At 59.7% G+C, this 26,582-nt stretch carries 26 protein-coding genes, 1 tRNA gene and 1 pseudogene; 21 read left to right on the top strand and 7 right to left on the bottom strand.

From position 1 onward, the window contains the following. Positions 1 to 106: 106 nt before the first annotated feature. Positions 107 to 1,771, bottom strand: coding sequence for an electron transfer flavoprotein-ubiquinone oxidoreductase (locus tag Q7F16_RS27730; protein ID WP_409557111.1), 1,665 nt, complete (start codon positions 1,769 to 1,771; stop codon positions 107 to 109). A 546-nt stretch (positions 1,772 to 2,317) separates the two neighbouring features. Here Q7F16_RS27730 and Q7F16_RS27725 point away from each other — a divergent pair. The 14 genes from Q7F16_RS27725 to Q7F16_RS27660 all read left to right on the top strand — a co-directional run bounded on the left by Q7F16_RS27725 (position 2,318) and on the right by Q7F16_RS27660 (position 13,878). Next, a complete protein-coding gene (locus Q7F16_RS27725; RefSeq protein ID WP_014339477.1) occupies positions 2,318 to 3,067 on the top strand; it encodes an electron transfer flavoprotein subunit beta/FixA family protein in 750 nt (249 codons plus the stop codon). Positions 3,068 to 3,069: 2 nt separating this feature from the next. Next, positions 3,070 to 3,999, top strand: a complete 930-nt coding sequence (locus Q7F16_RS27720; protein ID WP_409557110.1) for an electron transfer flavoprotein subunit alpha/FixB family protein — start codon at positions 3,070 to 3,072, stop codon at positions 3,997 to 3,999. A gap of 75 nt (positions 4,000 to 4,074) precedes the next feature. Beyond that, positions 4,075 to 4,902 carry a substrate-binding periplasmic protein gene (locus Q7F16_RS27715; RefSeq protein WP_409557109.1) on the top strand — a complete coding sequence of 276 codons (828 nt, stop codon included), beginning with the start codon at positions 4,075 to 4,077 and terminating at the stop codon, positions 4,900 to 4,902. Positions 4,903 to 4,911: 9 nt separating this feature from the next. Further along, entirely contained in the window at positions 4,912 to 5,271 is a 360-nt protein-coding gene (locus Q7F16_RS27710; RefSeq protein ID WP_079304929.1) for a DUF4398 domain-containing protein, read from the top strand. Beyond that, complete coding sequence (locus tag Q7F16_RS27705) at positions 5,268 to 6,077, top strand: OmpA family protein (RefSeq protein ID WP_046063706.1); 810 nt, start codon at positions 5,268 to 5,270, stop codon at positions 6,075 to 6,077. The genes Q7F16_RS27710 and Q7F16_RS27705 overlap by 4 nt, the downstream gene beginning before the upstream one ends. A 200-nt stretch (positions 6,078 to 6,277) precedes the next feature. Continuing rightward, positions 6,278 to 7,720, top strand: coding sequence for an aminotransferase-like domain-containing protein (locus tag Q7F16_RS27700; protein WP_046063707.1), 1,443 nt, complete (start codon positions 6,278 to 6,280; stop codon positions 7,718 to 7,720). Between the two features lie 85 nt (positions 7,721 to 7,805). Then, the gene (locus Q7F16_RS27695) at positions 7,806 to 8,282 is read left to right on the top strand and encodes a translation initiation factor 2 (protein WP_409557108.1); all 477 of its coding nucleotides are present in this window, start codon (positions 7,806 to 7,808) and stop codon (positions 8,280 to 8,282) included. 146 nt (positions 8,283 to 8,428) lie between these two features. Beyond that, positions 8,429 to 8,683 (top strand): YkgJ family cysteine cluster protein, encoded by a 255-nt coding sequence (locus Q7F16_RS27690; protein ID WP_014339470.1) that lies wholly within the window; start codon positions 8,429 to 8,431, stop codon positions 8,681 to 8,683. A 52-nt stretch (positions 8,684 to 8,735) separates the two neighbouring features. Next, positions 8,736 to 9,344: an START domain-containing protein gene (locus tag Q7F16_RS27685; RefSeq protein WP_014339469.1), complete on the top strand. Its 609-nt coding sequence runs from the start codon at positions 8,736 to 8,738 to the stop codon at positions 9,342 to 9,344. A gap of 141 nt (positions 9,345 to 9,485) precedes the next feature. After that, positions 9,486 to 9,722: a hypothetical protein gene (locus Q7F16_RS27680; protein WP_046063709.1), complete on the top strand. Its 237-nt coding sequence runs from the start codon at positions 9,486 to 9,488 to the stop codon at positions 9,720 to 9,722. A 201-nt stretch (positions 9,723 to 9,923) separates the two neighbouring features. Continuing rightward, positions 9,924 to 10,265, top strand: coding sequence for a ribonuclease E inhibitor RraB (locus Q7F16_RS27675; protein ID WP_003179463.1), 342 nt, complete (start codon positions 9,924 to 9,926; stop codon positions 10,263 to 10,265). 443 nt (positions 10,266 to 10,708) lie between these two features. Continuing rightward, positions 10,709 to 12,118 (top strand): circularly permuted type 2 ATP-grasp protein, encoded by a 1,410-nt coding sequence (locus Q7F16_RS27670; protein ID WP_014339467.1) that lies wholly within the window; start codon positions 10,709 to 10,711, stop codon positions 12,116 to 12,118. 9 nt (positions 12,119 to 12,127) lie between these two features. Then, positions 12,128 to 13,078: an alpha-E domain-containing protein gene (locus Q7F16_RS27665; protein ID WP_046063710.1), complete on the top strand. Its 951-nt coding sequence runs from the start codon at positions 12,128 to 12,130 to the stop codon at positions 13,076 to 13,078. After that, entirely contained in the window at positions 13,075 to 13,878 is an 804-nt protein-coding gene (locus Q7F16_RS27660; RefSeq protein ID WP_046063711.1) for a transglutaminase family protein, read from the top strand. Before Q7F16_RS27665 ends, Q7F16_RS27660 begins: the two co-directional genes overlap by 4 nt. Before the next feature lie 118 nt (positions 13,879 to 13,996). Here the strand turns inward: Q7F16_RS27660 and Q7F16_RS27655 are convergent, their stop codons facing one another. Further along, positions 13,997 to 14,809 (bottom strand): c-type cytochrome, encoded by an 813-nt coding sequence (locus Q7F16_RS27655; protein WP_046063712.1) that lies wholly within the window; start codon positions 14,807 to 14,809, stop codon positions 13,997 to 13,999. Between the two features lie 607 nt (positions 14,810 to 15,416). Between Q7F16_RS27655 and Q7F16_RS27650 the strand changes: the two genes are divergently transcribed. The 3 genes from Q7F16_RS27650 to Q7F16_RS27640 all read left to right on the top strand — a co-directional run bounded on the left by Q7F16_RS27650 (position 15,417) and on the right by Q7F16_RS27640 (position 19,617). Beyond that, positions 15,417 to 16,622 carry an acetyl-CoA C-acetyltransferase gene (locus Q7F16_RS27650; protein ID WP_409557107.1) on the top strand — a complete coding sequence of 402 codons (1,206 nt, stop codon included), beginning with the start codon at positions 15,417 to 15,419 and terminating at the stop codon, positions 16,620 to 16,622. 26 nt (positions 16,623 to 16,648) lie between these two features. Next, positions 16,649 to 18,793 carry a 3-hydroxyacyl-CoA dehydrogenase NAD-binding domain-containing protein gene (locus tag Q7F16_RS27645; protein ID WP_409557106.1) on the top strand — a complete coding sequence of 715 codons (2,145 nt, stop codon included), beginning with the start codon at positions 16,649 to 16,651 and terminating at the stop codon, positions 18,791 to 18,793. Between the two features lie 89 nt (positions 18,794 to 18,882). Next, on the top strand, positions 18,883 to 19,617 hold the full coding sequence (locus Q7F16_RS27640; RefSeq protein ID WP_046063714.1) for an amidotransferase: 735 nt from the start codon (positions 18,883 to 18,885) through the stop codon (positions 19,615 to 19,617). A 206-nt stretch (positions 19,618 to 19,823) separates the two neighbouring features. On the opposite strand, the gene Q7F16_RS27635 is transcribed toward Q7F16_RS27640, so the two are convergent. The 3 genes from Q7F16_RS27635 to Q7F16_RS27625 form a co-directional block, all read right to left on the bottom strand. Then, a complete protein-coding gene (locus Q7F16_RS27635; protein WP_014339460.1) occupies positions 19,824 to 20,795 on the bottom strand; it encodes a magnesium and cobalt transport protein CorA in 972 nt (323 codons plus the stop codon). A 136-nt stretch (positions 20,796 to 20,931) separates the two neighbouring features. Further along, entirely contained in the window at positions 20,932 to 21,654 is a 723-nt protein-coding gene (locus tag Q7F16_RS27630; RefSeq protein ID WP_046063715.1) for a 1-acylglycerol-3-phosphate O-acyltransferase, read from the bottom strand. Between the two features lie 317 nt (positions 21,655 to 21,971). After that, positions 21,972 to 22,661, bottom strand: coding sequence for a crotonase/enoyl-CoA hydratase family protein (locus Q7F16_RS27625; protein WP_058544274.1), 690 nt, complete (start codon positions 22,659 to 22,661; stop codon positions 21,972 to 21,974). Between the two features lie 308 nt (positions 22,662 to 22,969). On the opposite strand from Q7F16_RS27625, the gene Q7F16_RS27620 reads away from it, so the two are divergent. The 4 genes from Q7F16_RS27620 (at position 22,970) to Q7F16_RS27605 (ending at position 25,591) form a co-directional block, all read left to right on the top strand. Beyond that, a tRNA-Ser gene (locus Q7F16_RS27620) sits at positions 22,970 to 23,059 on the top strand. A 217-nt stretch (positions 23,060 to 23,276) separates the two neighbouring features. Further along, a complete protein-coding gene (locus Q7F16_RS27615) occupies positions 23,277 to 24,479 on the top strand; it encodes an MFS transporter (RefSeq protein WP_409557105.1) in 1,203 nt (400 codons plus the stop codon). Between the two features lie 260 nt (positions 24,480 to 24,739). After that, on the top strand, positions 24,740 to 25,222 hold the full coding sequence (locus Q7F16_RS27610) for a nuclear transport factor 2 family protein (RefSeq protein ID WP_041476380.1): 483 nt from the start codon (positions 24,740 to 24,742) through the stop codon (positions 25,220 to 25,222). Positions 25,223 to 25,363: 141 nt separating this feature from the next. Continuing rightward, entirely contained in the window at positions 25,364 to 25,591 is a 228-nt protein-coding gene (locus Q7F16_RS27605; protein WP_003204158.1) for an integrase, read from the top strand. Between the two features lie 16 nt (positions 25,592 to 25,607). Here Q7F16_RS27605 and Q7F16_RS27600 read toward each other — a convergent pair whose 3' ends face one another. Together Q7F16_RS27600 and Q7F16_RS27595 are read right to left on the bottom strand one after the other, a co-directional pair. Then, the gene (locus Q7F16_RS27600) at positions 25,608 to 26,090 is read right to left on the bottom strand and encodes a GNAT family N-acetyltransferase (protein ID WP_046063721.1); all 483 of its coding nucleotides are present in this window, start codon (positions 26,088 to 26,090) and stop codon (positions 25,608 to 25,610) included. Between the two features lie 75 nt (positions 26,091 to 26,165). Further along, positions 26,166 to 26,501, bottom strand: a pseudogene (locus Q7F16_RS27595) (helix-turn-helix transcriptional regulator); the annotation flags it as partial. Positions 26,502 to 26,582: the final 81 nt, after the last annotated feature.

Genomic DNA, 26,582 nt, shown 5'->3' with positions numbered 1-26,582 from the left:
CGCTATCGCGAGCAAGCTCGCTCCCACATTCGGACTGCAGTGTTCCTTGGGTGGCGGGCAACAAAAAGGCCCCCATTACGGGAGCCTTGATGTTCAGCGCAACGGCTTACATGTTCGGGTAAGTCGGTCCGCCAGCGCCTTCCGGCGATACCCAGGTGATGTTCTGCGCAGGGTCCTTGATGTCACAGGTCTTGCAGTGCACGCAGTTCTGGGCGTTGATCTGGAAGCGCTTCTCACCGTCTTCCTTGGTCACCACTTCGTACACGCCGGCTGGGCAGTAGCGCTGTGCCGGTTCGTCGTACAACGGCAGGTTCTTGCTGATCGGAATACTCGGGTCGGTCAGCTTCAGGTGGCAGGGCTGTTCTTCTTCGTGGTTGGTACCGGAGATGAACACCGAGCTGAGTTTGTCGAAGCTGATCTTGCCGTCCGGTTTCGGGTAGTCGATTTTCTTGCAATCGGCCGCCAGCTTGAGGCAGGCGTAGTCGGGCTTGGTGTCGTGCAGGGTGAACGGCATTTTGCCGCCAAGGATGTTCTGGTCGAACCAGTTGAAGCCGCCACCAATGATCGCGCCGTATTTGTGGATCGCCGGGCCGAAGTTGCGGCTGGCGAACAGTTCTTCATACAGCCAACTGCTCTTGAAGCTGTTGACGTAGGCGGTCAGTTCATCACCGCCTTCGGACTCGGCGAACAGGCGATCGGCCACGGCCTCGGCGGCAAGCATGCCGGACTTCATGGCGGTGTGGCTGCCCTTGATCTTGGCGAAGTTCAGGGTGCCGAGGTCGCAACCGATCAGCGCGCCGCCCTTGAAGACCATTTTCGGCAGCGAGTTCAGGCCGCCCTTGCAGATGGCACGGGCGCCATAGCTGACGCGCTTGCCACCTTCCAGGTACTGCTTGAGCACCGGGTGATGCTTGAGGCGCTGGAACTCGTCGAACGGCGACAGGAACGTGTTGCTGTAGGACAGGTCGACGATCAGACCAACCACCACCTGATTGTTTTCCAGGTGATAAAGGAAGGAGCCACCGGTGTTCTCGGTGCCCATGATGTCCAGCGGCCAGCCGGCAGTGTGCACCACCAGGCCTGGTTGGTGCTTGGCCGGGTCGATTTCCCAGATTTCCTTCAGGCCGATGCCGTAGTGCTGGGCATCAGCTTCGCTGTCCAGATTGAAGCGCTTGATCAGTTGCTTGCCGATGTGGCCACGGCAGCCTTCGGCGAACAGCGTGTACTTGCCACGCAGTTCCATGCCAGGGGTGTAGAGGCCTTCCTTCGGATTGCCTTCGCGGTCGACACCCAGGTCGCCGGTGATGATCCCGCGCACCACGCCGTTCTCGTCGAACAGCGCTTCCTGGGCGGCGAAGCCCGGGTAGATTTCCACGCCCAGGTTCTCGGCCTGCTGGGCCAGCCAGCGGCACAGGTTGCCCAGGGAAATAATATAGTTGCCTTCGTTGTGCATGGTCTTGGGCACAAAGAAGTCAGGGATTTTGCTCGCGGCCTCGGCGTTTCTCAGGACATAAATGTCATCGCGCACGACCGGCGTGTTCAACGGGGCGCCGAGTTCTTTCCAGTCCGGGAACAATTCGTTCAGGGCGCGGGGTTCGAACACCGCACCGGAGAGGATGTGCGCACCGACCTCGGAGCCTTTTTCGACCACGCAGACGCTGATTTCCTTACCGGCTTCGGCGGCCTTCTGTTTCAGTCGGCAAGCGGCAGACAGGCCAGCGGGGCCGGCACCGACGATGACCACGTCGAATTCCATGTATTCGCGTTCCACAGGGCTATCTCCTACTCAAGGCTCACAGTTTTTTCTAATTGGAGGTTTGGCGTTGCATCCGTTGTTTCCTTCGCGAAAAGCGACGAAAGCGACAATGGATGAAACGCGTGTCTCTCTTAAGCGGCGCATTATATCTACACCACTCTCAGGGTCCAATACAAACGTTTGTTTGAAATTGCCGCAGCCCAGATAAATCACTGACGTACGGCTTATGACTGACCATTTTGCCGTATTGACCGGAATAGGCGTTCCGGTCAAGATACGGGCGGTTTTGCGCTCGCCGTAGGCTGACTGTTGGTTTCAAGAGCACCTCTAAAGACAGGGCGAAGGCAGCACAAAGTGACGTATTGCGTGGTTGCGACGCGCAGTTTACACGCCGCGATAATGAATGACTCATCGGTCATCACTGACGAATGGTCTTCACTCCCGTGAGCTGGGTCATGTGTGGTTCATGCCGGCGTTTTTAGAGGTGCCCTTGCGCCCATGAGCATCAACCGCCAGGTTCGCCTAGGCGACTTTTTTTCACCGGAGAGTAACGAGGAATCCATGAAGGTTCTTGTAGCTGTCAAACGAGTGGTCGACTATAACGTCAAGGTTCGCGTCAAGGCGGACAACTCCGGCGTCGACCTCGCCAACGTCAAGATGTCGATGAACCCTTTCTGCGAAATCGCCGTAGAAGAAGCCGTACGCCTGAAAGAAAAGGGCGTGGCGACTGAGATCGTCGTCGTCTCCATCGGCCCGACCACCGCCCAGGAACAACTGCGCACCGCGCTGGCACTGGGTGCCGATCGCGCCATCCTCGTCGAATCCGCCGAAGACCTGACCTCGCTGGCCGTGGCCAAGCTGCTCAAGGCCGTTGTCGACAAGGAACAGCCATCGCTGGTGATCCTCGGCAAACAAGCCATCGACAGCGACAACAACCAGACCGGCCAGATGCTCGCTGCTTTGAGCGGCTACGGTCAGGGCACCTTCGCGTCCAAAGTCGAAGTGTCCGGTGACAGCGTTGCCGTGACCCGCGAGATCGACGGCGGCGCGCAGACCGTTTCCCTGAAACTGCCGGCCATCGTCACCACCGACCTGCGTTTGAACGAGCCGCGCTATGCGTCGCTGCCAAACATCATGAAAGCCAAGAAGAAGCCGCTTGAAGTGCTGACGCCTGACGCTTTGGGCGTTTCCACCGCCTCCACCAACAAGACCCTCAAGGTCGAAGCGCCGGCTGCACGCAGCGCGGGCATCAAGGTCAAGTCGGTGGCTGAACTGGTCGAGAAACTGAAAAACGAAGCGAAGGTGATCTGATCATGACTATCCTCGTAATCGCCGAACACGATAACAAGGCGCTGGCTCCGGCCACGCTGAACACCGTTGCTGCCGCTGCCAAAATCGGTGGCGATGTCCACGTCCTGGTGGCTGGGCAGGGCGCTGGCTCCGTGGCCGAAGCCGCTGCGAAAATCGCTGGCGTGGCAAAAGTACTGTCGGCCGACAACGCCGCCTACGCGCATCAGTTGCCGGAAAACGTTGCTCCGCTCGTCGCCGAGCTGGGCAAGGGTTACAGCCACATCCTGGCTGCCGCCACTTCCAACGGCAAAAACATCCTGCCGCGCGTGGCCGCTGCACTGGACGTCGACCAGATCTCCGAAATCATCTCGGTAGAAAGCGCCGACACCTTCAAGCGTCCGATCTACGCCGGCAACGCCATCGCCACCGTGCAATCGAACGCTGCGGTCAAGGTCATCACCGTTCGCGCCACCGGTTTCGACCCGGTTGCCGCCGAAGGTGGCTCGGCTGCCGTTGAAGCGGTAGGCGCTGCCCACGACGCCGGCATTTCCAGCTTCGTCGGCGAAGAACTGGCCAAGTCCGATCGTCCGGAACTGACCGCTGCCAAGATCGTCGTTTCGGGCGGGCGTGGCATGCAGAACGGCGACAACTTCAAGCACCTGTACGCCCTGGCCGACAAGCTTGGCGCTGCCGTCGGTGCTTCCCGCGCCGCGGTCGACGCCGGTTTCGTGCCCAACGACATGCAGGTCGGCCAGACCGGCAAGATCGTTGCGCCACAGCTGTACATCGCCGTCGGTATCTCCGGCGCGATCCAGCACTTGGCCGGCATGAAAGACTCCAAAGTGATCGTTGCGATCAACAAGGACGAAGAAGCGCCGATCTTCCAAGTGGCCGACTACGGCCTGGTCGCGGACTTGTTCGAAGCCATCCCTGAGCTGGAGAAGCTGGTCTAATCCGGCGTCTTCACTTATAAAGAGCCCGGCCCTTTGGCCGGGCTTTTTATTTCCGCATCAGAGGAGCGTATTGCCATGGATCTGCGCCGTTTGGCTGGCTGGTCGTTGCTGTGGGCGTTGGCGCTCGTGCCAGGCCTGTCTGTCGCCGCCGCCGGCAAATGTGAACGACTGGTCGCCACCGGCAGCCCGGATGCGCCGCCCTATCTCTGGCAAGACCCTCAGGACCCCAAGCATTTGATTGGCGCCGGTGCCGACCTGCTGGCGCAGGTCGCGCAAGAACTGGGGATCAAGATCGAACTGCTGTATGCCGGCAAGCGCGCCCAGGCGTTGGACGAAGTGCGCAGCGGACGCATGGACCTGCTCACCGACGCGCCGCTGTCCGCTATCGGGCTGGAAGTGCTGGACTACGTTCATCCGCCCTTGCTCGAAAACGATTACCTGGTCTGGACCCGCAACGACTCGACGCTGGTCATCAATCAGCCCGGGGACCTTCACGGTCATCCCGGGGTCTTGTCGGAAAAGGCCTCAATGACCCAGGGATTCGGCGTCTTTGCCGAGCAGCAATTGTCCCTGGTGCGCACGCCCAACCTGACCCAGGCCTTTCAGAAATTGCTGCTGGGCGAGGTGGAATATGTCCTGGCGGGGCGCTACTCGGGCCTGGCAATGGCGCAGACACTGGGAATGGCCAACGACCTGCAAGCCGCACCGCAACCGGTGGACAAACCGGGGTTGTTTCTCGCGATCTCTCATAACTCCGCCTGCAATGACCCATGGTTACGCGGACAGCTGGCGCAAAAGATGACAGAATTGGCCGCGTCCGGTCTGACGGAGGCTGTGTTGCAGCGCAATCTCGAGCGCTGGAGAACACAGTTGCAGCCACCTGTCAGTGCCCCAAAACAGTAGGGAACATTAGTGACTATTCGACCTCTTTTCGCTGCCCTGGCCGTTCTGGCTCTGGCGGGCTGCGCAGCCGATCCGGCGCCGAATGAACAGATCCGCCTGACCGAACAGGCACTGAAGCAAGCCCGGGCCGTTGGCGCCACTGCCGACGAAGTGCCCGAATTGAAACTGGCTGAAGAAAAGTTCGCCCGCGCCAAATCCAACATGGCCGACGAATCCTACAAGAAGGCGCGCATGCGGGCCGAACAGGCCGAACTCGACGCCCGCCTGGCCGAAGCGAAGGTGCTGACCCTCAAGAGCCAGGAGCAACTGAACGTGCTCGACACCCGCATCAAGCGCTTGCGCAAACAGTTGCGGGAGGATGCCCAATGAAGCACTCCCACGTATTGGGCGGTCTGGTCCTTGCTGGCCTTGCCAGCTTGTATGGCTGCGCCGGCCAGCGCAGCGAAGCGGCGCTCGAGCAGGCCAGCACCGACTTTCAGAAGGTCAAGGAGGACGCCAACGTCCTGCGTGCCGCCCCCCGGGACGTAATCCGCGCTGGCGAATCCCTGGCCCGTGCCGATCGTTTGTCCAGCTACTGGGGCAGCGGCGAAGATGTGCAGCATTACGCCTACCTGAGCCAGCGCTACAGTGCGATCGCCCGGGAGCACAGCAACCAGATACTCAACGAAGAGCGTGCGGCGAAGCTCGAACTGGAGCGTCAGCGACTGCAATTGGCCTTGCGTGAATCCAAGTTGTTGAGTGTGCAGCAGCAGGGCAAATGGCTCGAAGAACAGATCATGGCGATGGCGACCACACAAACCGATCGCGGCTTGGTGATGACCCTTGGTGACGTGCTGTTCGACACCGGCGAAGCGGAACTGAAGAACTCGGCCAACCGGGTCGTGCTCAAGATCGTGCAGTTCTTGCAGCTCAACCCCAAGCGCGTGGTGCGTATCGAGGGGTACACCGACAGCACCGGCGGCAAGCAGGAAAACCTCAAGCTGTCTCGTGACCGCGCGCAAGCGGTCGCGGATGTGCTGGTGGACCTGGGGATCGACGAAAAGCGTATCCAGGTCGAAGGCTACGGTGATGAATACCCGGTGGACGTCAACGCTTCCGAGCGTGGCCGGGCACAGAACCGTCGCGTTGAAATTGTGTTCTCCGACGAAAAAGGCCAGCTCGGCGCCGCCCGCTGAGGGCTGCGTCACTGGAAAACCCGGCCCCTGTAAAAGGCGCCGGGTTTTTTTGGCCCTGCAATCGATGCACGATCAGTACAGTTAGAGCTGTCACTCCACTGTACTGTCGAGTAATCTGGCAACTGTCCCAGTACACTTCTAAACTGTTCCGGTATCGTTTCCGACAAGAATAAAATGCCCGTGAAATCGAGTGCTGCGTCATGACCAACCTTCTGCTCTATCAACGTATTGCTCAACAGCTTGCTGAAGACATCCGGCGCGGTGTGTATCAGCCCGGTGAACGCGTGCCCTCGGTGCGCAAGATGAGCTCGCAGCTCAACGTCAGCCATGCCACGGTACTGCAGGCCTACGCCAACCTTGAAGACCAGGGGCTGATTCGCGCGCGGCCGCAGTCAGGCTACTACGTGCACCAGACGCCCGCCCTGACGGCGCCGACGCCGGACATTGCCCGGGTAGAGCGTCCGGGGTTGGTGACGCGCAGCAGCATCATCCAACAAGTATTGGTCGAGTCGCGCCGCGAAGGGGTGTTTCCCCTGGGCGCGGCGGTGCCAAGCGTCGACTATCTGCCGGTTCGGGCCTTGCATCAGCAATTGGCCAAGGTCACGCGTTTCCACAGCCCGCGGGCGTTCAGCTACATGTTCAGCCCAGGCTTCGAGCCGTTGCGTCGCCAGGTGGCGATTCGCATGCGCGATGCCGGCGTCGTGGTAGACCCTTCCGAGGTGGTGATCACCCACGGCTGCGTTGACGCACTGCAAATGTCCTTGCGGGTGCTGACGCGGCCGGGGGACTTGATCGCCGCCGAGTCGCCGACCTATTACGGCTTGCTGCAACTGGCGGATCTGTTGGGCCTCAAGGTCATCGAGATCCCCAGCGACCCGGTCACCGGCATGAGCCTGGAGGCCTTGCAGTTGGCGGCCAACCAATGGTCGATCAAGGCGTTGGTGCTGACCACGCGCCTGAGCAATCCTTTGGGCGGCACCATGCCTGAAGAGCGGCAAAAGCAACTGCTGCGCTTGGCGTCGGACTTCGACATCCAGATCGTCGAGGACGATATCTATGGCGAGTTGATGTTCGAACAGGGGCGCACCAAGGCCCTCAAGGCCTATGACCGGCTGGACCGGGTCATCTACTGTTCGAGTTTTTCCAAGACGTTGTCGCCGGGCGTGCGCATCGGCTGGATGATCGCGGGTAAATTCCAGCAGGAAATCCAGCGGCTCCAGACCTTCAGCACTCACTCCGCGTGCAGTGTCACGCAGATGGGCATCGCCGCGTACCTGGAAAACGGCGGCTATGACCGGCACTTGCGCTATATCCGCCAGGAGTACCGCAAGAACCTCAGCGCCTTTCAACTGGCGGTGCAGCAGCACTTCCCCGAAGGCACGCAGATGAGTCGTCCCACTGGCGGCTTCATCCTGTGGGTCAGCCTGCCGGGGCGGGTCAATACCCAGGAGTTGCATGTGCGGGCGTTGCAACAAGGCATCAGCATCGCGCCAGGGCTGATTTTCAGTAACACCGAGCAGTTCAACCACTGCATTCGCTTGAACTGTGGCACTCCCTGGAACCGTGAGGCGGAGCGGGCCTTGATGACACTGGGGATGTTGGCCACTCAATTGTGCCAAGAGACGGCCAACGGATTTCTTTAGGCGTCAGTGGCTTAGCTCGATGTGCTTGTCAGCGCCTCATTATCAGGCGAGCATGGGGGTCCCTGTCGTCAGTGCCGTTGTGTCTATGAAAGCCATTGTTCCTGCTGCCTGGGTTTTGATCGGCCTGTTGAGCGCCTTCTACATGGGAGGCGTCGTCGCGGCAACTCCAGCGCAGGAAAAACCGGCCGCCACTGCCACGAAAGATACGCCGAAAAAAACTGCAGTGACCAAGAAAACTTCCACTAAAAAGGCAGCTCCCGCGAAAAAAAAGCGCGCGCCCATCGCTTCCAAGAGCAAATCCGCCCACGAGGTCGCCAAGACCCCATTGCCGCCGGCCAAGCTCGATCTGAGCCTGCCTCGTGACATGGTCGAGGAACTGCAACCACCGGGTAAGTTGGTGCAACCCAAGCGTGAACCCCTCTTGCCGTCGATGTTTGGCGAGAAACCCGGGCCGTTTCAGCTCAATGGCCGTTTGTTGAGCAATGAAATGCAGCTGCCACTGCGCAACCAGGAGCGCAATGAGGTGGAAGGTGCGGTGCTGGACTTCGAATTCAAGCAATAACCTTCGACAGGCCTGCAGCTCGTCGTTGACCGTTCGGTCATCTCGCCCTGGGCAAAAAAACACGCAGACGGTAATTTAAAACGAGTGTTTTAGCCGGTACTCTGTGTTCTGTTACTAACCATTACTGTCGTGAGGATGTCGCCGTCATGAAATGCCGTGAAGGCTGTGGCGCCTGTTGCATCGCCCCTTCCATCAGCTCATCGATCCCTGGCATGCCCCAAGGCAAACCGGCGGGAGAACGTTGCGCGCAATTGTCAGTCGATAACCTGTGCCGGATCTTCGGCCAGCCGGAACGTCCGGCAGTGTGCTCGGCGTTCGACGCCGACATCGAGGTGTGCGGCAGCAGCAGTGAAGAGGCCATCCGGCTGATCGGTTGGTGGGAGCAAGTCACGGCAGCGTAAGGGTCAATGAACGGATCCGAAATGAACGAACTTGGACAATAAGGAAAAAACTATGGGTTCGCTGCATCGTATGGCTGTGTTGTGTGGGTTGACCGTATTGCTGGCAACGGCCACCGCTCAGGCAGAGGATTGGCAGGTTGCCAAGGAGAAGGACGGTATCAAGGTTTCCCTCAGTGAAGTGGCGGGCTCCAAGTACAAGGCCTATCGCGGCGTGACGGTGATGAAAACCACCATGGCCAAGCTGCGGGCCCTGCAGGAAGACGTTCCCGGCGCTTGCGCCTGGATTCATGAATGCAAGAGCCAGAAACTGCTCAAGCACGAAGGCAATCAAAGTTGGACCTACACCCAGTTCAACACGCCATGGCCGGTGACGGCCCGAGACTCGGTGCTGCAAGTCACCACCGAGGAGGGCGCCGATGGCAGCCTGACCCGCAAGCTCAAGGGCGTGCCGAAATACCTGCCTGAAGAGCAAGGTTTCGTGCGAGTGACCCAGGTTGAAGGCTTCTGGACGTTCACGCCAAAAGGCGCTGACCAGATCGAAGTGACCTACCAGGTCCACACCGAGCCAGGGGGTGACGTACCGTCCTGGCTGGCGAACAAGTTTGTGGTGGATGCGCCGTTCAACACCTTGAAAGCCCTGAAGGAACGCGCCGAAAACTGATCGGCCACGGCTGCACACCAGGAGACCGCCCCAGAGGCGGTCTTTTCATGTGTGCCGTCCAGGCGCCCAGTGGAACGATTGTCCGGCCCCCAATGTCGAGATAAAGGTAAGCCAGGCCCTGAATTGATCAAGGAGACACCGATGCAAAAGTGGGAAATCACTTTCGTGGATGATCATGGCGAAGCCATCGTCGAGCAGTTCGACTACGAGCAGGAGCCTACTATGGAGCAGGCGGCACAACTGATTCGCGAAAAATTGCTGCCCGTTTCCGCCCAACTGGACCTTAACGACCTGGAAGGTCGTACTGAAGATCCCACCGTCAAGAACCTCAAGTCCCAGCACAGTATCGAAATCATCAGCATTACACCGATTTCATGAAACGGTGCCTGGTCTCGCTTGGCAGTGGCCACCACTTACGGCTACTCTGCAATTGAGATCAGCGAAAGGATCGCCAAGGTCCGGTCTTGTCAGCTACATGCTTGTGTCCCGACGGCCATTTGATGCCGTAACGCTTGCAGCCCGAGGGCTTCACGCACGGGAAGACGGAAAGTCTATCCATTGGTTTCAGGAGGACGTTTCATGAGCACAGCCTATCAAGAAGACATCAGCACCAGCGTATTGCGCCGCATGAAAGAAGGCGGTTTCGATTTTTCCCGATTCCATCCCATTGAGTTCTACGCCATTTTCCCGGACGAGGAGCGGGCGCGCAGGGCGGCAGGTCATTTTCGGGGAGAGTCGCTGAACGCGCAGATCAGTGCACGGGACGACGGGGCTTGGTCATTGGAACTGAGCCGGGTGATGTACGCCACTTACGATGACATAGGAGACTTCGAGCAAGACTTTGAGGCAGTCGTCGAACCCTTGGGTGGCGTTATCGAGGGCTGGGGCGTCAAGCAAGAGATCCGGCGCCTGCAGGCCTGACAGTTACTCACCGCAACCACAGCAACGGCTGACCTTTGTGTCGGCCGTTTTCATGTGCGCGTAGCAATGAATGAGCATCTGAAGCACCGCCATCGCGAGCAAGCTCGCTCCCACAGGGTGCAGACAATCCATTGTGGGAGCGAGCTTGCTCGCGATGGCGGCCGCACAATCAACATCATTACCCGCTGACACACCGCAATCACTTCCCCAGGTTTTGTACCTAACTGTATCCAGATCAAGCCGCGTCGTTTTTCCGTGACTATGCTCAGCAGAGCGACGCCCCTGCGTCGCAATGGAGCGGGGGGCAGCGGGGTGGGGGTATTTGCTGCACTAGAAAAGTGCGCGGCCTGTCAGAGGAGAATCCAACCCGTTGATCATAAAGCGTTTATGCCGATGGCACGGGGCTTGCGAAGCCTTGCTGCCAGGGTGACAAGGAGTACGGCATGATCCGCAGCGGTTTTGATGAAATGTACGATGCCAACGGCCAGGTCCGTCCGCATTACCAGGCGTTTGCCCGCTGGCTGGCTGAAACGCCTGACGAGCTGCTGGCGCAACGCAGGCGCGAAGCCGACCTGTTGTTTCATCGTGCTGGCATTACGTTCACGCTCTACGGCGACGAGCAGGGGACCGAGCGCCTGATCCCTTTCGACACGATCCCACGCAGCATCCCGGCCAGTGAATGGCGGGTGGTCGAACGTGGCTGCATCCAGCGGGTCAAGGCGCTGAACATGTTCCTGGCCGACCTCTACCACGAACAACGGATCATCCGTGCCGGCATCATTCCCGCCGAGCAGGTGCTGGCCAACGAGCAATACCAACTGGCGATGCAGGGGCTGGACCTGCACCGTGACATCTACGCGCACATTTGTGGTGTCGATCTGGTGCGCGACGGTGACGGCACGTACTACGTGCTCGAAGACAATCTTCGTACGCCCAGCGGCGTCAGCTACATGCTCGAAGACCGCAAGATGATGATGCGCCTGTTCCCCGAACTGTTCGCCGCCCAGCGCATCGCCCCCATCGACCATTATCCGAACCTGCTGCTCGACACCCTGAAAAGCTCCAGCCCGCTGGACGATCCCAGCGTCGTGGTGCTCACGCCGGGGCGTTTCAACAGCGCGTTCTTCGAGCACGCGTTCCTGGCCCGGGAGATGGGTGTGGAGTTGGTGGAAGGCGCCGACCTGTTCGTACGCGATGACAAAGTGTTCATGCGCACCACCGACGGCCCGAAAGCCGTGGATGTGATCTACCGTCGCCTCGACGACGCGTTCCTTGATCCACTGGCCTTCAACCCGGATTCGATGCTCGGCGTACCGGGCCTGTTGTCGTCCTACCGTTCCGGCAACGTGGTGCTGGCCAATGCCATCGGCACGGGCGTGGCGGACGACAAATCGGTGTACCCGTTCGTCACCGACATGATCCGTTTTTACCTGGACGAAGAGCCGATCCTGAAGAACGTTCCTACATGGCAATGCCGTAATCCCGCTGAGCTTTCCCACGTGCTGGCGAATCTTCCCGATCTGGTGGTCAAGGAAACCCAGGGCTCCGGCGGTTATGGAATGCTGGTGGGGCCGGCCGCGACGACAGCGCAGATCGATGCCTTTCGCGAGCGGATCAAGGCCAAGCCGCACGCCTACATCGCCCAGCCGACGCTGTCGCTCTCGACCTGCCCGACCTTTGTCGAAAACGGCATCGCCCCGCGCCACATCGATTTGCGGCCGTTTGTGCTGTCGGGGCGCGAGACCCGCGTGGTGCCTGGCGGGCTGACACGGGTGGCGCTGCGCGAAGGCTCCCTGGTGGTGAATTCATCCCAGGGCGGTGGGACCAAGGACACTTGGGTGGTCGAGGATTGAGGAGCTGCCATGCTGAGTAGAACCGCCTCGGACCTGTACTGGATGTCGCGCTACCTGGAGCGTGCGGAAAACCTCGCACGGATGCTCGATGTCAGCTATTCGCTGTCGCTGATGCCCCAGGATGGGCGTGGCGATGGCCTGCACGAGCTGGCCATGCCATTGCTGATCACCGGCACGCTGGATGATTACCGGGAGCGACACGGCGAGCTGCACGCCGAGCGCCTGCTGCATTTCTTTGCCCTGGAAGCGGCCAACCCGGCCAGCATCTACAGTTGTCTCGGCGCCGCGCGAGCCAGTGCCCATGCGGTACGTGGGCGTATCACCGCCGACATGTGGGAAAACATCAACGCCACCTGGCTGGAAATTCGTGGGATCGCCGAGCAAGGCTTGAATCGCTACGGCATGAGCCGTTTCTGTGAGTGGATCAAGGAGCGATCCCACCTGTTTCGTGGTGCAACCTACGGCACCATCATGCGCAACGATGCGTTCCGCTTCATTCGCCTGGGGACCTTCATCGAAAGGGCCGACAACACCCTGCGCTTGCTCGACGCCCGCTACGAAATGGCCGGCGACCAGGCCGAGACGGTCAGCGATGGCACGGCCCACGCGTATTACCAATGGAGCGCCTTGTTGCGGGCCTTGTCGTCCTTCGAAGCCTATACCGAGATCTACCGTGACGCCCCGGGCGCTCGCCATGTGGCTGAGTTGCTGCTGTTGCGCGCCGACGTACCGCGTTCGCTGCGCGCCTGTACCGAAGAAATCAACCAGATCCTCGCGAGCCTGCCAGGCACCAACGGCCGGCAGGCACAACGGCTGGCGGCGGAAATGGACGCACGCCTGCGCTACACCGGCATCAACGAAATCCTCGACGGGGGCCTGCATGCCTGGCTCACCGAATTCATCCCACTGGTCCGTGAACTGGGCAATGCCATTCACAGTTCCTACCTGGAGGTCATATGAGACTCTCGATCAGCCACGAAACGGCCTACCACTATGAAGATCAGGTGCGCGCCAGTATCCAGTACCTGCGCCTGACGCCCCACGACAGCGAACGTCAGCATGTACTGAGCTGGCAACTGGATCTGCCCCGGCCGGTGCGGGCGCAGTTGGACCCGTTCGGCAACATCCTTCACGTACTGACCCTGGACGAACCCCACGAAACGGTCATCATCGGCGCCCGCGGACAAGTGGATATCGATCCGTCGCGTGAAGCCGAGCACGAGAGTCAGTCAGCGCTGCCGTTCCTGCGCTTCACCCGGCTGACCGAGGCGGACGAGGCCCTTCGAGCCTTCGCTGCGCAGCAGTGTCAGCAGCGTCGCGATCGCACGGCGCTGATCGACCTGATGCATGGGCTGAACCAGCACATGATCTACACCCCTGGCACCACTGAAGTGGAGACCAGTGCGGCCCAGGCTTTTGCCGGTCGTAGCGGGGTGTGCCAGGATCACACCCACGCTTTCCTGGCCTGCGCCCGTAGCCTGGGGGTGCCGGCGCGGTATGTGTCGGGGTATCTGTTCAGCGAAGAGAGCGAACACCTGGCAAGCCATGCCTGGGCAGAAGCCTGGCTTGACGACGCCTGGTACAGTTTCGACGTGACCAACCAATTGGCCCGTCCGGAGCGCCACCTGAAGCTGGCCGTAGGCCTGGATTACCTGGACGCCTGCCCGGTGCGTGGCATGCGGCGTGGCGGCGGTTGTGAGCAGATGCATGCCAAGCTGGTCGTGCCACCGGCGCCGGTGATCACGGTGCAACAACAATAGCTCTCCAACGAGGGAGCTTTTGTGGCGAGGGCGCTTGCTCCCGCTCGAGTGCGAAGCGTTCGCAAGCTTTTTAAGGGGCTGCTGCGCAGCAAGCTCCCTTGCCACAAAAAAACCAATCTCACGGGGCCAACGGCTGCTTGCGTCCCGCCATATGCTTCAAATAACCCACCAGCAAATCCAGCTCCGAATCCGGCAGCACCGCAGCCGAGAATCCGGGCATCTTGCCCTGGGGCCAGCGACGCAGCGCTTGTGGGTCGCGAATGTAGCGCTTGAGGAAATCCCCGGAGAAGTATTCGGTCGGGTTGAAAGGGATGTTCAGGTCAGGGCCGAACTGTGCATCGCCTGCGCCATTGAGCCGATGGCACGCCAGGCAATTTTTCTGGAACAGTTCGAAACCTTTATTGATCGGGTCGTCCTTGGCCAGGTTGGGCGCCGGCAGCAGGGCCGGGAAGCGTTCGGCCACGGCCGACAGGCGCTTGATGGTCGCCACCGCGTAGGGCCATTGCTCCGGGCTGATGTGGCCAGCCTGCGGATCGGTCCAGACCAGGTAGAAAGGCCCGGCACTGTGCTTGCCTTCCCCCAGCGGCGGCCAGGGCTTGGCCGGGTCCTCGATCGCCAGCCAGGCTCGGGCGCCACTCTTGTTGAGTAATGGCGCCGCAGGCATTTCGGCAGCGAAGCCGTCCAGGGCAACGGCTTGCAGATGGTCGTCCGCCTGGACGCCCGTCAACAGTGCCGTCAGCGGTACGGCTCGATAGGTCATGGGTTTCTTGTAGGAAACGTCATCAGCGATCTGGACCGTTTGAGCGTCCGGGTGCTTGAGCAGTTCTTCGGTTTGCCAGGTGCGCGTGCCCGCGCCCAACTCCAGCACCAGTTGCGCGGCATAAAGGGGCGTGCTGAGCAGCAACGCCCCGAACACAATAAGAGCTTTCAAGTCGATCGCCTTCCATGTCGAGGGGTGCCGCAAAGGTTGGCACAGCCATCGCGGCTCGAACAGAGAACCCGTCACATTTTTTGGCGACACAACTAATGAATGATGCAGATGCCCTCGCGCAGGATTCAGCCAATCACCTTGGTGATATTCGGCAAAATCAACAGCAGCGTTGTGGCAAAGAGAATGAGTCCGGCTTGGCGAACTTTCGAATGTTTGAACATGGCTGACCCGCCTTTATTGTTATTTCCTAAAAGCCAGCCTGCATATCCATGGCGGCTGGCGTTGCACTTCCTGTTCGACAAGCGCCTCGGCAAAACCCGACGACTTTCTTGTACAAGGATTACATTAGGGGCCGCGGCGGCCTTGGCTTAGATCCAATTCATATCAGCTTGGTACAGGCTGCTCTAAAAAAGGTATGAGGCCTATTGCCACCTTCCTGCCGGCCCTTTTGCTAGACAGCTTGCCCTCCTGAATCGGTTAACCCGATAGCTCGCTACCGTTCGTCTGAGCGTGGCCGTCAACGCCATTGAGCGCTGTGGTCATTGAATCCGGCGCCGCTGGGCTTATGGTTGAAGGCATCGCATTACCCCGTGGTTTCGAGGACGTCATGACCCAAGCTTTGATTTTCGACGCATTACGCACGCCCCGTGGCAAGGGCAAGGCCGATGGTGCCTTGCACAGCGTCAAGCCGGTGAACCTGCTGGGTGGTCTGCTCAGCGCCTTGCAGCAGCGCATGGATCTGGACACCAGCCAGGTCGATGACATCGTGCTCGGTTGCGTGACTCCGGTGGGTGAACAGGGGGCCGATATCGCCAAGACCGCTGCGCTGGTGGCCAACTGGGATGTCAGCGTGGCAGGCGTGCAACTCAATCGGTTTTGCGCCTCGGGCCTGGAGGCGGTGAACCTGGCGGCCATGAAAGTGCGTTCCGGCTTCGAAGACCTGGTGGTGGCCGGCGGCGTCGAATCCATGTCCCGGGTGCCCATGGGCAGCGATGGCGGCGCGTGGGCGCTGGACCCGCAATCCAACCTGCACGGCCACTTCGTTCCCCAGGGCATCGGCGCCGACCTGATCGCCACGCTGGAAGGCTTTAGCCGTGAGGATGTCGACGGTTATGCGCTGCATTCCCAGCAGAAAGCGGCGCGTGCCCGGGCTGACGGTTCGTTCAATAAATCCCTGGTCGCCGTGCGGGACCAGAATGGCATCGTGTTGTTGGACCACGACCAATTCATCCGCGCCGACTCCACGCTCGAAGGCCTGGGCAAGCTCAAGCCAAGCTTCGAAGCCATGGGCCAGATGGGCTTCGATGGCACGGCGTTGCGCGTCTACAGCCATGTCGAACGAATCCATCACGTGCACACGCCGGGTAACAGTTCCGGCATCGTCGACGGTGCGGCGCTGATGCTGATCGGTTCCGAAGCCAAGGGGCGCGCCATGGGCCTGCAACCCCGGGCGCGGATCGTCGCCACCGCCGTCACCAGCACCGACCCGACCATCATGCTCACCGGCCCGGCGCCGGCTACCCGCAAGGCCCTGGTCAAGGCCGGGTTGCGGGTGGAGGACATCGACCTGTTCGAAGTCAACGAAGCCTTCGCCTCGGTGGTGCTCAAGTTCATCAAGGACATGGCCATCGACCCGGCCAAGGTCAACGTCAACGGCGGCTCCATCGCCATGGGGCACCCCTTGGGCGCTACGGGGTGCGCAATCCTTGGCACGTTGCTCGACGAATTGGAGGTGCGTCGCCTGCGTTATGGCCTGGCGACCCTCTGTGTCGGCGGCGGCATGGGCATTGCCACCGTCATTGAACGCCTCTGAGCCCCGACTTCAAGGAACACTTTTTCATGACCGATGCCATTCGTTACGAAACCGGCCAGGACCGGATCGTCGTCCTGACCCTGGACATGCCGGGCCAGAGCGCCAACACCATGAACGCGGTGTACCGTGAGGCCATGGCCGCCTGCGTCGCCCGTTTGCAGGCTGAAAAGGACTCGATTGCCGGTGTGATCATCACCTCGGCCAAGCACACCTTCTTCGCGGGCGGTGACCTCAACGAATTGATCAAGGTCGGCAAGCCCGAGGCCAAGGCTTTCTACGACATGGTCCTGCGGCTTAAAGCGCAACTGCGAGCCTTGGAAACCTTGGGCAAGCCCGTGGTGGCGGCCATCAATGGCGCGGCCCTCGGCGGTGGTTGGGAAATCTGCCTGGCCTGCCATCATCGCGTGGCCCTGGACCTGCCGTCGGTGCAGCTCGGCTTGCCGGAAGTCACGCTTGGTCTGTTGCCGGGCGGCGGCGGGGTGGTGCGGATGGTGCGCCTGCTTGGTCTGGAAAAGGCCTTGCCGTATCTGCTCGAGGGCAAGAAGGTCAATGCGCAACAAGCGCTGCAGGCCGGTTTGCTCGATGAGCTGGCGAAGGATCGTGACGAACTGCTGGCCAAATCCCGGGCCTGGATTCTTGCCAACCCCAGCGTCATCCAACCCTGGGATGCAAAGGGCTATCGACTGCCGGGCGGCACGCCGTCTGACCCGAAAGTTGCGCAAATGCTGGCTATCGCCCCTTCGATCCTGCGCAACAAGACCCAGGGTTGCCTGCCAGCACCGGAGAAAATCCTCTGCGCAGCGGTGGAGGGCGCCCAGGTAGATTTCGACACCGCGCACCTGATCGAAACCCGCTACTTCACCGAACTGACCACCGGCCAGGTGGCGAAGAACCTGATTGGCACCTTCTGGTTCCAGCTCAACGAGATCAAGGCCGGTGGTTCTCGCCCACAGGGTTTTGCGCCTTATCTGACGAAAAAAGTCGGTGTGCTCGGCGCGGGCATGATGGGGGCGGGTATCGCCTATGTCAGCGCCGTGGCCGGCATCGCCGTGGTACTCAAGGATGTCGATGTGGCGGCGGCCGAGAAGGGCAAGGCCCGTTCGGCGGCGTTGCTGGATAAAAAGGTCGCCCGCGGCCAACTCACCGCCGAGCAGCGCGAAGCCACGCTGGCGCGGATTCACCCCACCGACAGCAACGCAGACCTGGCCGGCTGCGACCTGATCATCGAAGCGGTGTTTGAAGATCGCGCCCTGAAAGCCAGTGTGTCGGCCGCCGCCCAGGCGGTGGTGGGCGATGATGCGGTGATCGCTTCCAACACCTCGACCTTGCCCATCACCGGCCTGGCCATGGCTGTGCCGGACCCGACGAAGTTCATCGGCCTGCACTTCTTCAGCCCGGTGGAAAAAATGCCTCTGGTGGAGATCATCAAGGGCGCGCGCACCAGTGACGCGACCCTGGCCCGGGGGTTCGATTTTGTCCTGCAGATCAACAAGACGCCGATTGTGGTCAACGACAGTCGCGGCTTCTTTACGTCGCGGGTGTTCGGCACCTTTACCAATGAGGGCATTGCCATGCTCGGCGAGGGCGTGAGTGCGCCGATGATCGAGACCGAGGCGCGCAAGGCTGGGATGCCGGTCGGGCCTCTGGCGATCTCTGACGAAGTTTCCCTCAGCCTGATGAGCCATATCCGTGCGCAAACCGCCAAGGACCTGCGCGCAGAAGGGAAAGCGCCGATTGAGCACCCGGCGTTCGCCGTGATTGACTTGTTGCTCAACGAATACAAGCGCCCGGGCAAGGCCGCCGGTGCCGGTTTCTATGAATACCCGGCCGATGGGCAAAAGTACCTGTGGCCGGCGCTCAAAAGCCGCTTCGAGAAAGCCGACGGGCAGATTTCCCCACAGGATATCCGTGATCGCCTGCTGTTCATCCAGGCCCTGGAAACCGTACGCTGCATGGAGGAGGGGGTGCTGACTTCGACAGCTGACGCTAACGTCGGCTCGATCTTCGGTATTGGCTTCGCCGCCTGGACCGGTGGTGCGCTGCAGTTCATCAATCAATACGGCCTGCAGGACTTTGTCGGTCGCGCCCAGTATCTGGCCGAGCAATATGGCGAGCGCTTCTCACCGCCGGCCTTGTTGTTGGAGAAAGCCGCCCGCCACGAACTGTTCTGACAGACCCGGGAAGGGGCTTGCCTTGGGACGGTGTTTCAGGGCAGGCTCTGGGGTGTGCAATATTCCCATCATCGTGTCAGGTATTTTTTATGTCGCTACGCATCTGCATTCTGGAAACCGATATCCTGCGTCCGGAACTGGTCGACCAATATCAGGGTTACGGGCAGATGTTCCAGCGCCTGTTTTCGCAGCAGCCCATCGCGGCCGAATTCATCGTATACAACGTGATGGAGGGGCATTACCCCAGCGATGACGAGCAGTTCGACGCTTATCTGGTGACCGGCAGCAAGGCTGATTCCTTCGGCACCGACCCTTGGATTCAAACCCTCAAGACTTACCTGCTGGAGCGCTATCAGCGCGGCGATAAATTGCTCGGTGTGTGCTTTGGTCACCAGCTGTTGGCGTTGTTGCTGGGCGGCAAGACCGAACGCGCCACCCAAGGCTGGGGCGTCGGCACCCATCGCTACAAACTCGCCGCCAAGGCGCCTTGGATGAGCCCGGTGATGGAAGAACTGACCTTGCTGATCAGCCATCAGGACCAGGTGACCGAACTGCCCGAAAGCGCGACCGTCATCGCCTCTAGCGATTTCTGCCCATTCGCCGCCTACCACATCAACGACCAAGTGCTGTGCTTCCAGGGCCATCCGGAATTCATCCATGATTATTCCCGGGCCTTGCTGGAGATTCGCCAGCAACATCTTGGTGAGCAGATCTACAGCCAGGGCGTGGCGAGCCTGGCCCACGAGCACCACGGCACCACGGTGGCGGAGTGGATGATGCGTTTCGTCGCTCACAAGCCGCAGGCTGAAGCCACCCAAGGCTAAAGATCACCACTCTCTAATGTGGGAGCGAGCTTGTTCGCGATCGCGGTGGATCAGCTTGCAGTGATATTGAATGTGCCTCCGTCATCGCGAGCAAGCTCGCTCCCACACTGGATCTGTGTACGACGCAAATCCCCTGTGGGAGCGAGCTTGCTCCGGGCGGCGTTCCGACGATAAGTCCCACACAAGTCCCAGCGAAGAACGCTCGCCTACAACCACCCCGATCGCTTGAAGCTCAACCACAGCGATGAGCAGCCCACCGCAATAACCCCCAGCACCGCGAAATAGCCGTATTGCCAACTCAACTCCGGCATGTCCTGGAAGTTCATCCCATAGATCCCGGCCACGGCCGTGGGAAACGCCAGGATCGCCGCCCAAGCCGCGAACTTGCGCTGCACCACGCTCTGGCGCGAAGCTTCGAGCAGCACGCCGACTTCGATGGTCTGGCTGGCGATGTCGGCCAGGGTGGCCAGGTCTTCCATTTGCCGCGTGACATGAATCTGCACGTCGCGGAAATACGGGCTCATGTTCTTGTCGATAAAGGGGAAGTCGAGTTTCTGCAACTCTTCACTGATCTCCACCATTGGTGCCGCGTAACGGCGCAGGCGCAATACGTCGCGGCGCAAGCTGTGCAGGTTCTGGATGTCCCGTTCGTTCAGGGAGCTGCACATGACATTGTGTTCCAGCTCATCAATTTCGGCGTGAATGGCTTCACCCATGGGCTGGTAGTTTTCAATCACGAAATCAAGGATGGCGTAGAGGACGAAATCTTCCCCGTGTTTCAGTAAAAGCGGACGTGCCTCACAGCGCTGCCGGACATGGGCGTAGGACGCGGAGTGGCCGTTGCGAGCCGTGATGATGTAGCCCTTGCCGGCAAAGATATGGGTTTCGATGAACAGCAACTTGCCGTCCTTGCGTATCGGCGAATACGTGACGATAAACAGCGCATCGCCAAAGGTCTCCAGCTTGGGCCGGCTGTGTTTCTCCATGGCGTCTTCGATCGCCAATTCGTGCAGGTTGAATTGACGCTGCAGGTTGGTCAGCTCCAGGGCGCTGGGCTCTTCGAGACCGATCCACACAAAATGACCAGGTTTGGCAGCCCAGGCACTGCCTTCGTCGAGGGTGATATTGGTGACTTTTTTACCAGCGCTGTAGACCGCAGCAGCAACGACTCTACCCATAATGGTGGTTCACTTCTTATTGGAAAATGGCAGTGGCAGGCGGCGTTCAGCTTAGCGCGCCCTGTAGCTTGAGAGTCAGCAAAATCTGCGGAGTTCGGCGGTAAAAGAAAACCCGCCGAGGGGGCGGGTTTTCCATTCAGGCGGCTTGCAACTGCCGGTCCATTGTCGCGATGCACTCGCGCATCTGCTCACGGCATTGGGCGATGAGCCGGGGCATGTCATCCATGCTCAACCCGGCTGTAGGAATCGCCGGCAATGAGCGTATGAGGATGTCACCGCTGCGCCAGCGATTGAGGCGCATATGCTTGATGTAGCTGCTGACGCACACCGGAACAATCGGCACCCCGGCGGCTATTGCCATCTGGAAGGCGCCTTTCTTGAACGGCAGCAGGTCTTCACCCAGGTTGCGCGTGCCCTCCGGGAAAACCCAGATCGAGGTGTCCTCGTGCTGCAAGGTATGGGTGGTGGTCAGCATCGACTGTCGTGCCTTGATCGCGTTGCCGCGGTCGATCAACACGTTGCCCGCCAGCCAGAACAATTGCCCGAACAGCGGCACCCATTTCAGGCTCTTCTTACCGATGCACACGGTACGGCGCGGCACCACATTGCCGAACATGAACAGGTCATAGTTGGATTGGTGGTTGGCGATGATGACGCAGCCGTTAGGCTTATTCACCAGCGTGTCGACTTGTGTCCGGACCCGCAGGCGCAAAATGCACATCGCCGGCAATGCGTAAAACCGTGCGCATAAACGGCTGTTGTCCGGGTTGAACGGCCGGCACAGGCCCAGAATCACCCCGAGCACGCCAGCCAATACAAAATGCAGGCCCATCAACAACATACGCAATACAAACAGCATCTACAGGCCCCATCGGGACAAAAGGTGGCGCAGTGTACGGATGTGCACTGTTTTCGGCAATTGCCCCTATAGAGGTAGGAAATGGACGATGTTTAAGCGCATGTTTCCACATGGTGTGACAGACGCGGCCTAGAGCGGTTGAGGACTTTTAAGCGACGCGCGTAGGAAAAAGCCCGACTCCAGGTGAGGGCTAGCTCTCTCTGGGCCCGTAGGCGCTGACGAGCGGAGCGAGGCTGCGATCTTTCCATTGCCAATTGAGTCCGGAGCGAAGGATCAAAAGATCGCAGCCTCGCTCCGCTCGACAGCTCCTACAAGCGTCAGCCCAAGTGCTCCTGATCCAGCAGAATCGCACTGTCCAGCGTTTCCAGCAGAGCCTTGCGTACTTTCAGTTTGGTGTTCTTGTGGGCTGTCATGTTGATCTTCTTCAACTGACGCGCCGCTTCCAGGGCCGCGCCCTGCAGTTCTTCGGCCGACACCACCTTGTCGAGGAAGCCCGCATCCACAGCGCCCTGCGGATTGAACATCTCGGCATTGATTACCGAGCGATGAAACGCCGACTTGCGCAGGCGATCACGGGCCAGCTCGATACCGGCGTGGTGCATGGTCATGCCGATCTGCACCTCGTTCAGGCCGATGCTGAAAGGCCCTTCCACACCAATGCGATAGTCCGCCGAGAGCAGCAGGAACGCACCCTTGGCCACCGCATGCCCCGGGCAAGCGACAACGACAGGGAAGGGGTGCGACAACAAGCGACGGGCCAGGGTCGAGCCGGCCGTGACCAGGCTCACCGCTTCCTTGGGACCGGCGGTCATCACCTTCAGATCGTAACCACCCGACAAAATCCCCGGTTGCCCGGTAATGATCACCACCGCCCGATCCGCCGTCGCCTGGTCCAGCGCAGCGTTGAACGCGGCAATCACATCCGGCGAGATGGCATTGACCTTGCCGTTGTTCAAGGTCAGGGTCGCGATACCGTCTTCGAGGTGGTAGGCAATCAAGTCGCTCATGACGCTATTCCTTGTAAGAGAAGTGACGCAGACGTTACCCACCGCCGCAGGCCAGGTAAAGCGCCGTGACTGACTCACCGGTCAGCTCCAAGCCCCGCAAACAGCCTGGCCCGCCCATCCCGCTTCGCCTTCATCTATAGAGCAGCGCCTGCATAGCCCCGAAGATTGGCCGGTTTGCCATGCCCAGGCGCGTTTGAAATGCCCGACCAAGCTTAACCGCATGAAAATTCTGAAAAAAACCTTTGCCATCGGAAAAGCTTTCGACTACATTAGCGCGCCTCGACAGACTGAACAGTTTGCCGAGATACGGTGAAGTGTCCGAGTGGCTTAAGGAGCACGCCTGGAAAGTGTGTATACAGGAAACTGTATCGAGAGTTCGAATCTCTCCTTCACCGCCAAATTCGATATACACAAAACCCCTGGTTTTCCAAGAAAACCAGGGGTTTTGTGGTTTCTGCCGTCTTAAAAAAATGACGATAGGGGCAATGGCACCCAGGTGATACGCCGTCAGCGCAAAAGGTGCGAATTTCCTAACCTTGACTCCGCCACCCAAATGACTATCCCCGCATGTAGCCGTGCTACAAAAAGGCTTGTTCTACGCGTGGAAAAACACCGATGTCATCGCTCTCCAACGGCAGGCCCTCCAATCGATTCGGCCTGTTTTGCGTAGCCAGTTTCCTTCTGTCCATTTCTTATGGCGCCACTTTCCTGGTCTCGCTGCTGGTGTCCTCCCTGGGGGGAACTGAGCGCGACGCAGGGCAAGTCTTTGCCGTTGCCATGACGAGTACCCTGGTCGCGGTGGTCGCCTCGGGGCATTTGATGCAGCGCGTAGGCGCTGCACTGTGCATGGCCCTTGGCGCTGTATTTCTGGTCATTGCGTCCATGGGGTTTGCGCTGCTATCGGGCCTAGGCATCGGTTTGTTGGCCTGCGGTTTGATGCTGGGGATCGGCTGGGGACTGTTTTACACGGTTGGGCCCATCATGGTCGCAGCGATGGTCGAGCCAGCCAGGCGGACTCATTGCTTCGCGCTTTTGTCGGGCAGCATGTTGACGGGGATCGGTAGTGGCCCTCTGTCAGGCAAGTTGGCCAGCTCCGTTGGGTTACCCATCCAGACAGCTTTCTTCTTTGCCGCTGCCGCGGCATCGCTGGGTGGGCTGTATTTCTGGTGGCTGAGAACGGGCTTTGCCGAAGTGGAGCGCCGGTCTGGCGATAAGGCTCGGATGGGGCTGAGATCGGCGACGGATGTGCTGCGCTCACGTTCAGCGTTGTCCATTTTGATGGTGGGGCTGGGGGGCGCGATCTTCGGTGGCCTGGGCAGTTTCCAGACCAGTTATGCAGCCAGTCAGGGGCTTGACTACTCCCTGTTTTTCATCGGTTTCATGGGGGCGGCTATCGCTTGTCGGTTGTTGATTGCCGGGTGGGTGGTCAGCCGTGACCCTTTCGCAACCTCTTGCCTGTTGACCACGCTGATGTTGGTCGCCGTGACGGGGTTCGGTGTGTGGGTCCATGACAGTCTGAGTTATGGGTTGACCGCCGCCTTGCTTGGGGTCGGTTATGGTCTCAACTATTCGGTCATTAACGGCTTGGCTGCCAACGAGGCGCCACCTGGACTGACCGCACAAGCACTGCTGCTTTTCAGCCTGTCCTACTTCATTGGCGTATTCGGGTTTCCCTTTATCGCCGGCAAGCTCATCAGCAGCACGGGCGTGAATGGGATGCTGCTTAGTGTCGGATTGATCGCTCTGTTTGCCTGGGCCTTGAGTGTCAGTCGCTGGCTGGCCGGGCGATTCTGGAAACCAGCCTCTCTCTCGGAATGAAAAATTCTCCCCCGGCGTGCGATAGCTTCCCGGTGAGGGTGGGAGATTGAGCACTGGGGCAAGAAGGTCGCTAAGACTGAAGGCAGAAAGGCACGGCAAATTGCTTGATGAACGGCTGCTCGTGGAGCCTCGTCACTGAATAGCATCAGGCAACCTCACAGCAGTATCGGGCAAAGGTTTCTGGGCACATGCCGTTAAGGTTCTCCTGGAAGAGCGTCTTATCAACTGCATTGCTGTGGGAGAACATCATGACCCGATGGATGAATTTGGCTTGGCGCGTCCAGGCGCTTGCACTGTCTTTAGTATTTTTTTCGAACAGCGTCTGGGCTTCGGAAAACACCCAGCACGCGAATGCGACTCTGGTCCGCCAGGCGTTCACTCACTGGCAGCAGGGCAAAGGCACGGTGTTCGATCTGCTGGCGCCCAATGCGAAATGGACCGTGGCCGGGACGAGTCCTGTTTCCGGTGTCTATAACAGCAAGGCTGAGCTGGCCCAAGTCGTGCGGCCGATTACTGCGCGACTGGCAACACCGATTGTCCCCACGGTGCAGAGCATCGTTGCTCAGAATGATGTCGTGGTTGTTCTGTGGAACGGAACAGCCACGGCGCTTGATCACAAACCCTACAACAACACCTACCTGTGGCACATGACCTTCAAGAATGGTCAGATCATTGAAGTCACAGCCTTCCTGGACACCTACGTGCTGAACGATCTTATCCGGCGCGTAAAACCCCCACAGTAGTGGCTGGACTATCTTGTTGGCTGTGAAGCAGTTCGCTTTTACGTAGCGCACTCTCCAAAAGGTTTACTCGATTCAGAACAAAAACCGGAAATCCGTGGTCTTTGTCAGTACCCCAAGTTCGTCTCTCCCTGAGGTCGCACAATGAGTCTGATTGATTGCCCTGAATGCGCTTCCCGAATTTCCGACAAGGCCTACGCCTGCCCACATTGCGGCAATCCTTTCCGGGAGCCGAGTTTCCGCCTGACCGAAAAGAACGTGGGGCAGATTGCCGGGGTGACCGGCGTCTGGCTCACCGCGCCGTGGATCGCGCGGATGGTCTTTGGCGTGGTGGCCGTGATTGCGGTGGCGGCGGTGTTGATTCTACGGTGACTGTGTCGATAGCCAGCTAGCGAGCCGGGTCCGCCGTGCAAGCGCTCTGCCGAACATAATAGTTGTCGAACTCGCTGCTTTCGACGAATTGGAAACCGTGGCGGGTGTAAAAGCGATTCGAGGCGCTTTCCTTAAGGGCACCCACCCTGACCGGGAGCGCGGCTGCATCCGCTTCGTTGAAAATATGATCGAGCACAGCAGCGCCTATTCCTGATCCTTGCGCGCAGGGCCTTACATATAAGTGGTCAAGCAAGAGTTCATGACTGAAAGGCTTGACCACAACGAACCCAACCCTCTTTCCCGACACCTCGATGTGGCGTGTATGGCAGGGTTGGAAACCACCAAGAAACCGCTCGCGCGCCCGCACCGGATCAAATCGCCCCACACGCTCCAGGCTTTCGCGCATGGCCTCGATTCGAATGCCTGCCAGATCCTCCGAGTCGCTTTGTTGAGCGGGGACCAGAATGACTGGAGGGTTTTGATGGGGGGTGAGGGCCATTGTTCACGCTCTGATTTTCATCCGGGAAGCCAGTATAGATAACCTGACGATGCCGGCTCATGGCGGCGGATGTATCTAGCCATTGTTCAACGGCAACTGCGGACTGTCCGGATTCAACTGCTGTCGCCTGAACTGCCCCGGCGGCTGTCCATGTATCTGGCGAAAACGCCTGGAAAAATATGCCTCGTCGGCAAAACCGCACAACCTCGCCACTTCGCCCACTGGCCGTGTTCCATTGAGCAAGTAATTGCGCGCCGCATGCATCCGACGTTCGAGCACCAGTTCGGTGAAGGTCTTGCCGATTTCCTTGCGCAGGTATTCGGACATCCGGCCCAGCGCATCGCGTCGGCTGACTTCGGCGGCGTTCTCTTCGGCCAAGCGCTTGAGCGGCTCGGCGTACAAGGCGCAGACGCATGTTAGCCAGCCCCGCATACCGTTGCTTTTGGGTGATGGATATTCCGTCGCTATGTCAAACCGATCGACCGACGCTGC

Origin of the sequence: Pseudomonas sp. Lb2C2, from assembly GCF_052112205.1 — a bacterium.
GTDB classification, from domain to species: domain Bacteria; phylum Pseudomonadota; class Gammaproteobacteria; order Pseudomonadales; family Pseudomonadaceae; genus Aquipseudomonas; species Aquipseudomonas kilonensis.
Note: the sequence above shows the minus strand (reverse complement) of the source record. Positions and strands in the feature narration are given on the sequence as shown.

Excerpts from the sequence above, each read along its gene's own strand:
- Q7F16_RS27615 (WP_409557105.1), top strand. The coding sequence starts at position 23,277 with ATGTCATCGCTCTCCAACGGCAGGCCCTCCAATCGATTCGGCCTGTTT.
- Q7F16_RS27680 (WP_046063709.1), top strand. The coding sequence starts at position 9,486 with ATGCAAAAGTGGGAAATCACTTTCGTGGATGATCATGGCGAAGCCATC.
- Q7F16_RS27695 (WP_409557108.1), top strand. The coding sequence starts at position 7,806 with ATGAAAGCCATTGTTCCTGCTGCCTGGGTTTTGATCGGCCTGTTGAGC.
- Q7F16_RS27685 (WP_014339469.1), top strand. The coding sequence starts at position 8,736 with ATGGGTTCGCTGCATCGTATGGCTGTGTTGTGTGGGTTGACCGTATTG.
- Q7F16_RS27670 (WP_014339467.1), top strand. The coding sequence starts at position 10,709 with ATGATCCGCAGCGGTTTTGATGAAATGTACGATGCCAACGGCCAGGTC.
- Q7F16_RS27630 (WP_046063715.1), bottom strand. The coding sequence starts at position 21,654 with ATGCTGTTTGTATTGCGTATGTTGTTGATGGGCCTGCATTTTGTATTG.
- Q7F16_RS27675 (WP_003179463.1), top strand. The coding sequence starts at position 9,924 with ATGAGCACAGCCTATCAAGAAGACATCAGCACCAGCGTATTGCGCCGC.
- Q7F16_RS27660 (WP_046063711.1), top strand. The coding sequence starts at position 13,075 with ATGAGACTCTCGATCAGCCACGAAACGGCCTACCACTATGAAGATCAG.
- Q7F16_RS27600 (WP_046063721.1), bottom strand. The coding sequence starts at position 26,090 with ATGGCCCTCACCCCCCATCAAAACCCTCCAGTCATTCTGGTCCCCGCT.
- Q7F16_RS27645 (WP_409557106.1), top strand. The coding sequence starts at position 16,649 with ATGACCGATGCCATTCGTTACGAAACCGGCCAGGACCGGATCGTCGTC.
- Q7F16_RS27610 (WP_041476380.1), top strand. The coding sequence starts at position 24,740 with ATGAATTTGGCTTGGCGCGTCCAGGCGCTTGCACTGTCTTTAGTATTT.
- Q7F16_RS27665 (WP_046063710.1), top strand. The coding sequence starts at position 12,128 with ATGCTGAGTAGAACCGCCTCGGACCTGTACTGGATGTCGCGCTACCTG.
- Q7F16_RS27605 (WP_003204158.1), top strand. The coding sequence starts at position 25,364 with ATGAGTCTGATTGATTGCCCTGAATGCGCTTCCCGAATTTCCGACAAG.
- Q7F16_RS27720 (WP_409557110.1), top strand. The coding sequence starts at position 3,070 with ATGACTATCCTCGTAATCGCCGAACACGATAACAAGGCGCTGGCTCCG.
- Q7F16_RS27625 (WP_058544274.1), bottom strand. The coding sequence starts at position 22,661 with ATGAGCGACTTGATTGCCTACCACCTCGAAGACGGTATCGCGACCCTG.
- Q7F16_RS27635 (WP_014339460.1), bottom strand. The coding sequence starts at position 20,795 with ATGGGTAGAGTCGTTGCTGCTGCGGTCTACAGCGCTGGTAAAAAAGTC.
- Q7F16_RS27690 (WP_014339470.1), top strand. The coding sequence starts at position 8,429 with ATGAAATGCCGTGAAGGCTGTGGCGCCTGTTGCATCGCCCCTTCCATC.
- Q7F16_RS27705 (WP_046063706.1), top strand. The coding sequence starts at position 5,268 with ATGAAGCACTCCCACGTATTGGGCGGTCTGGTCCTTGCTGGCCTTGCC.
- Q7F16_RS27715 (WP_409557109.1), top strand. The coding sequence starts at position 4,075 with ATGGATCTGCGCCGTTTGGCTGGCTGGTCGTTGCTGTGGGCGTTGGCG.
- Q7F16_RS27700 (WP_046063707.1), top strand. The coding sequence starts at position 6,278 with ATGACCAACCTTCTGCTCTATCAACGTATTGCTCAACAGCTTGCTGAA.
- Q7F16_RS27650 (WP_409557107.1), top strand. The coding sequence starts at position 15,417 with ATGACCCAAGCTTTGATTTTCGACGCATTACGCACGCCCCGTGGCAAG.
- Q7F16_RS27725 (WP_014339477.1), top strand. The coding sequence starts at position 2,318 with ATGAAGGTTCTTGTAGCTGTCAAACGAGTGGTCGACTATAACGTCAAG.
- Q7F16_RS27640 (WP_046063714.1), top strand. The coding sequence starts at position 18,883 with ATGTCGCTACGCATCTGCATTCTGGAAACCGATATCCTGCGTCCGGAA.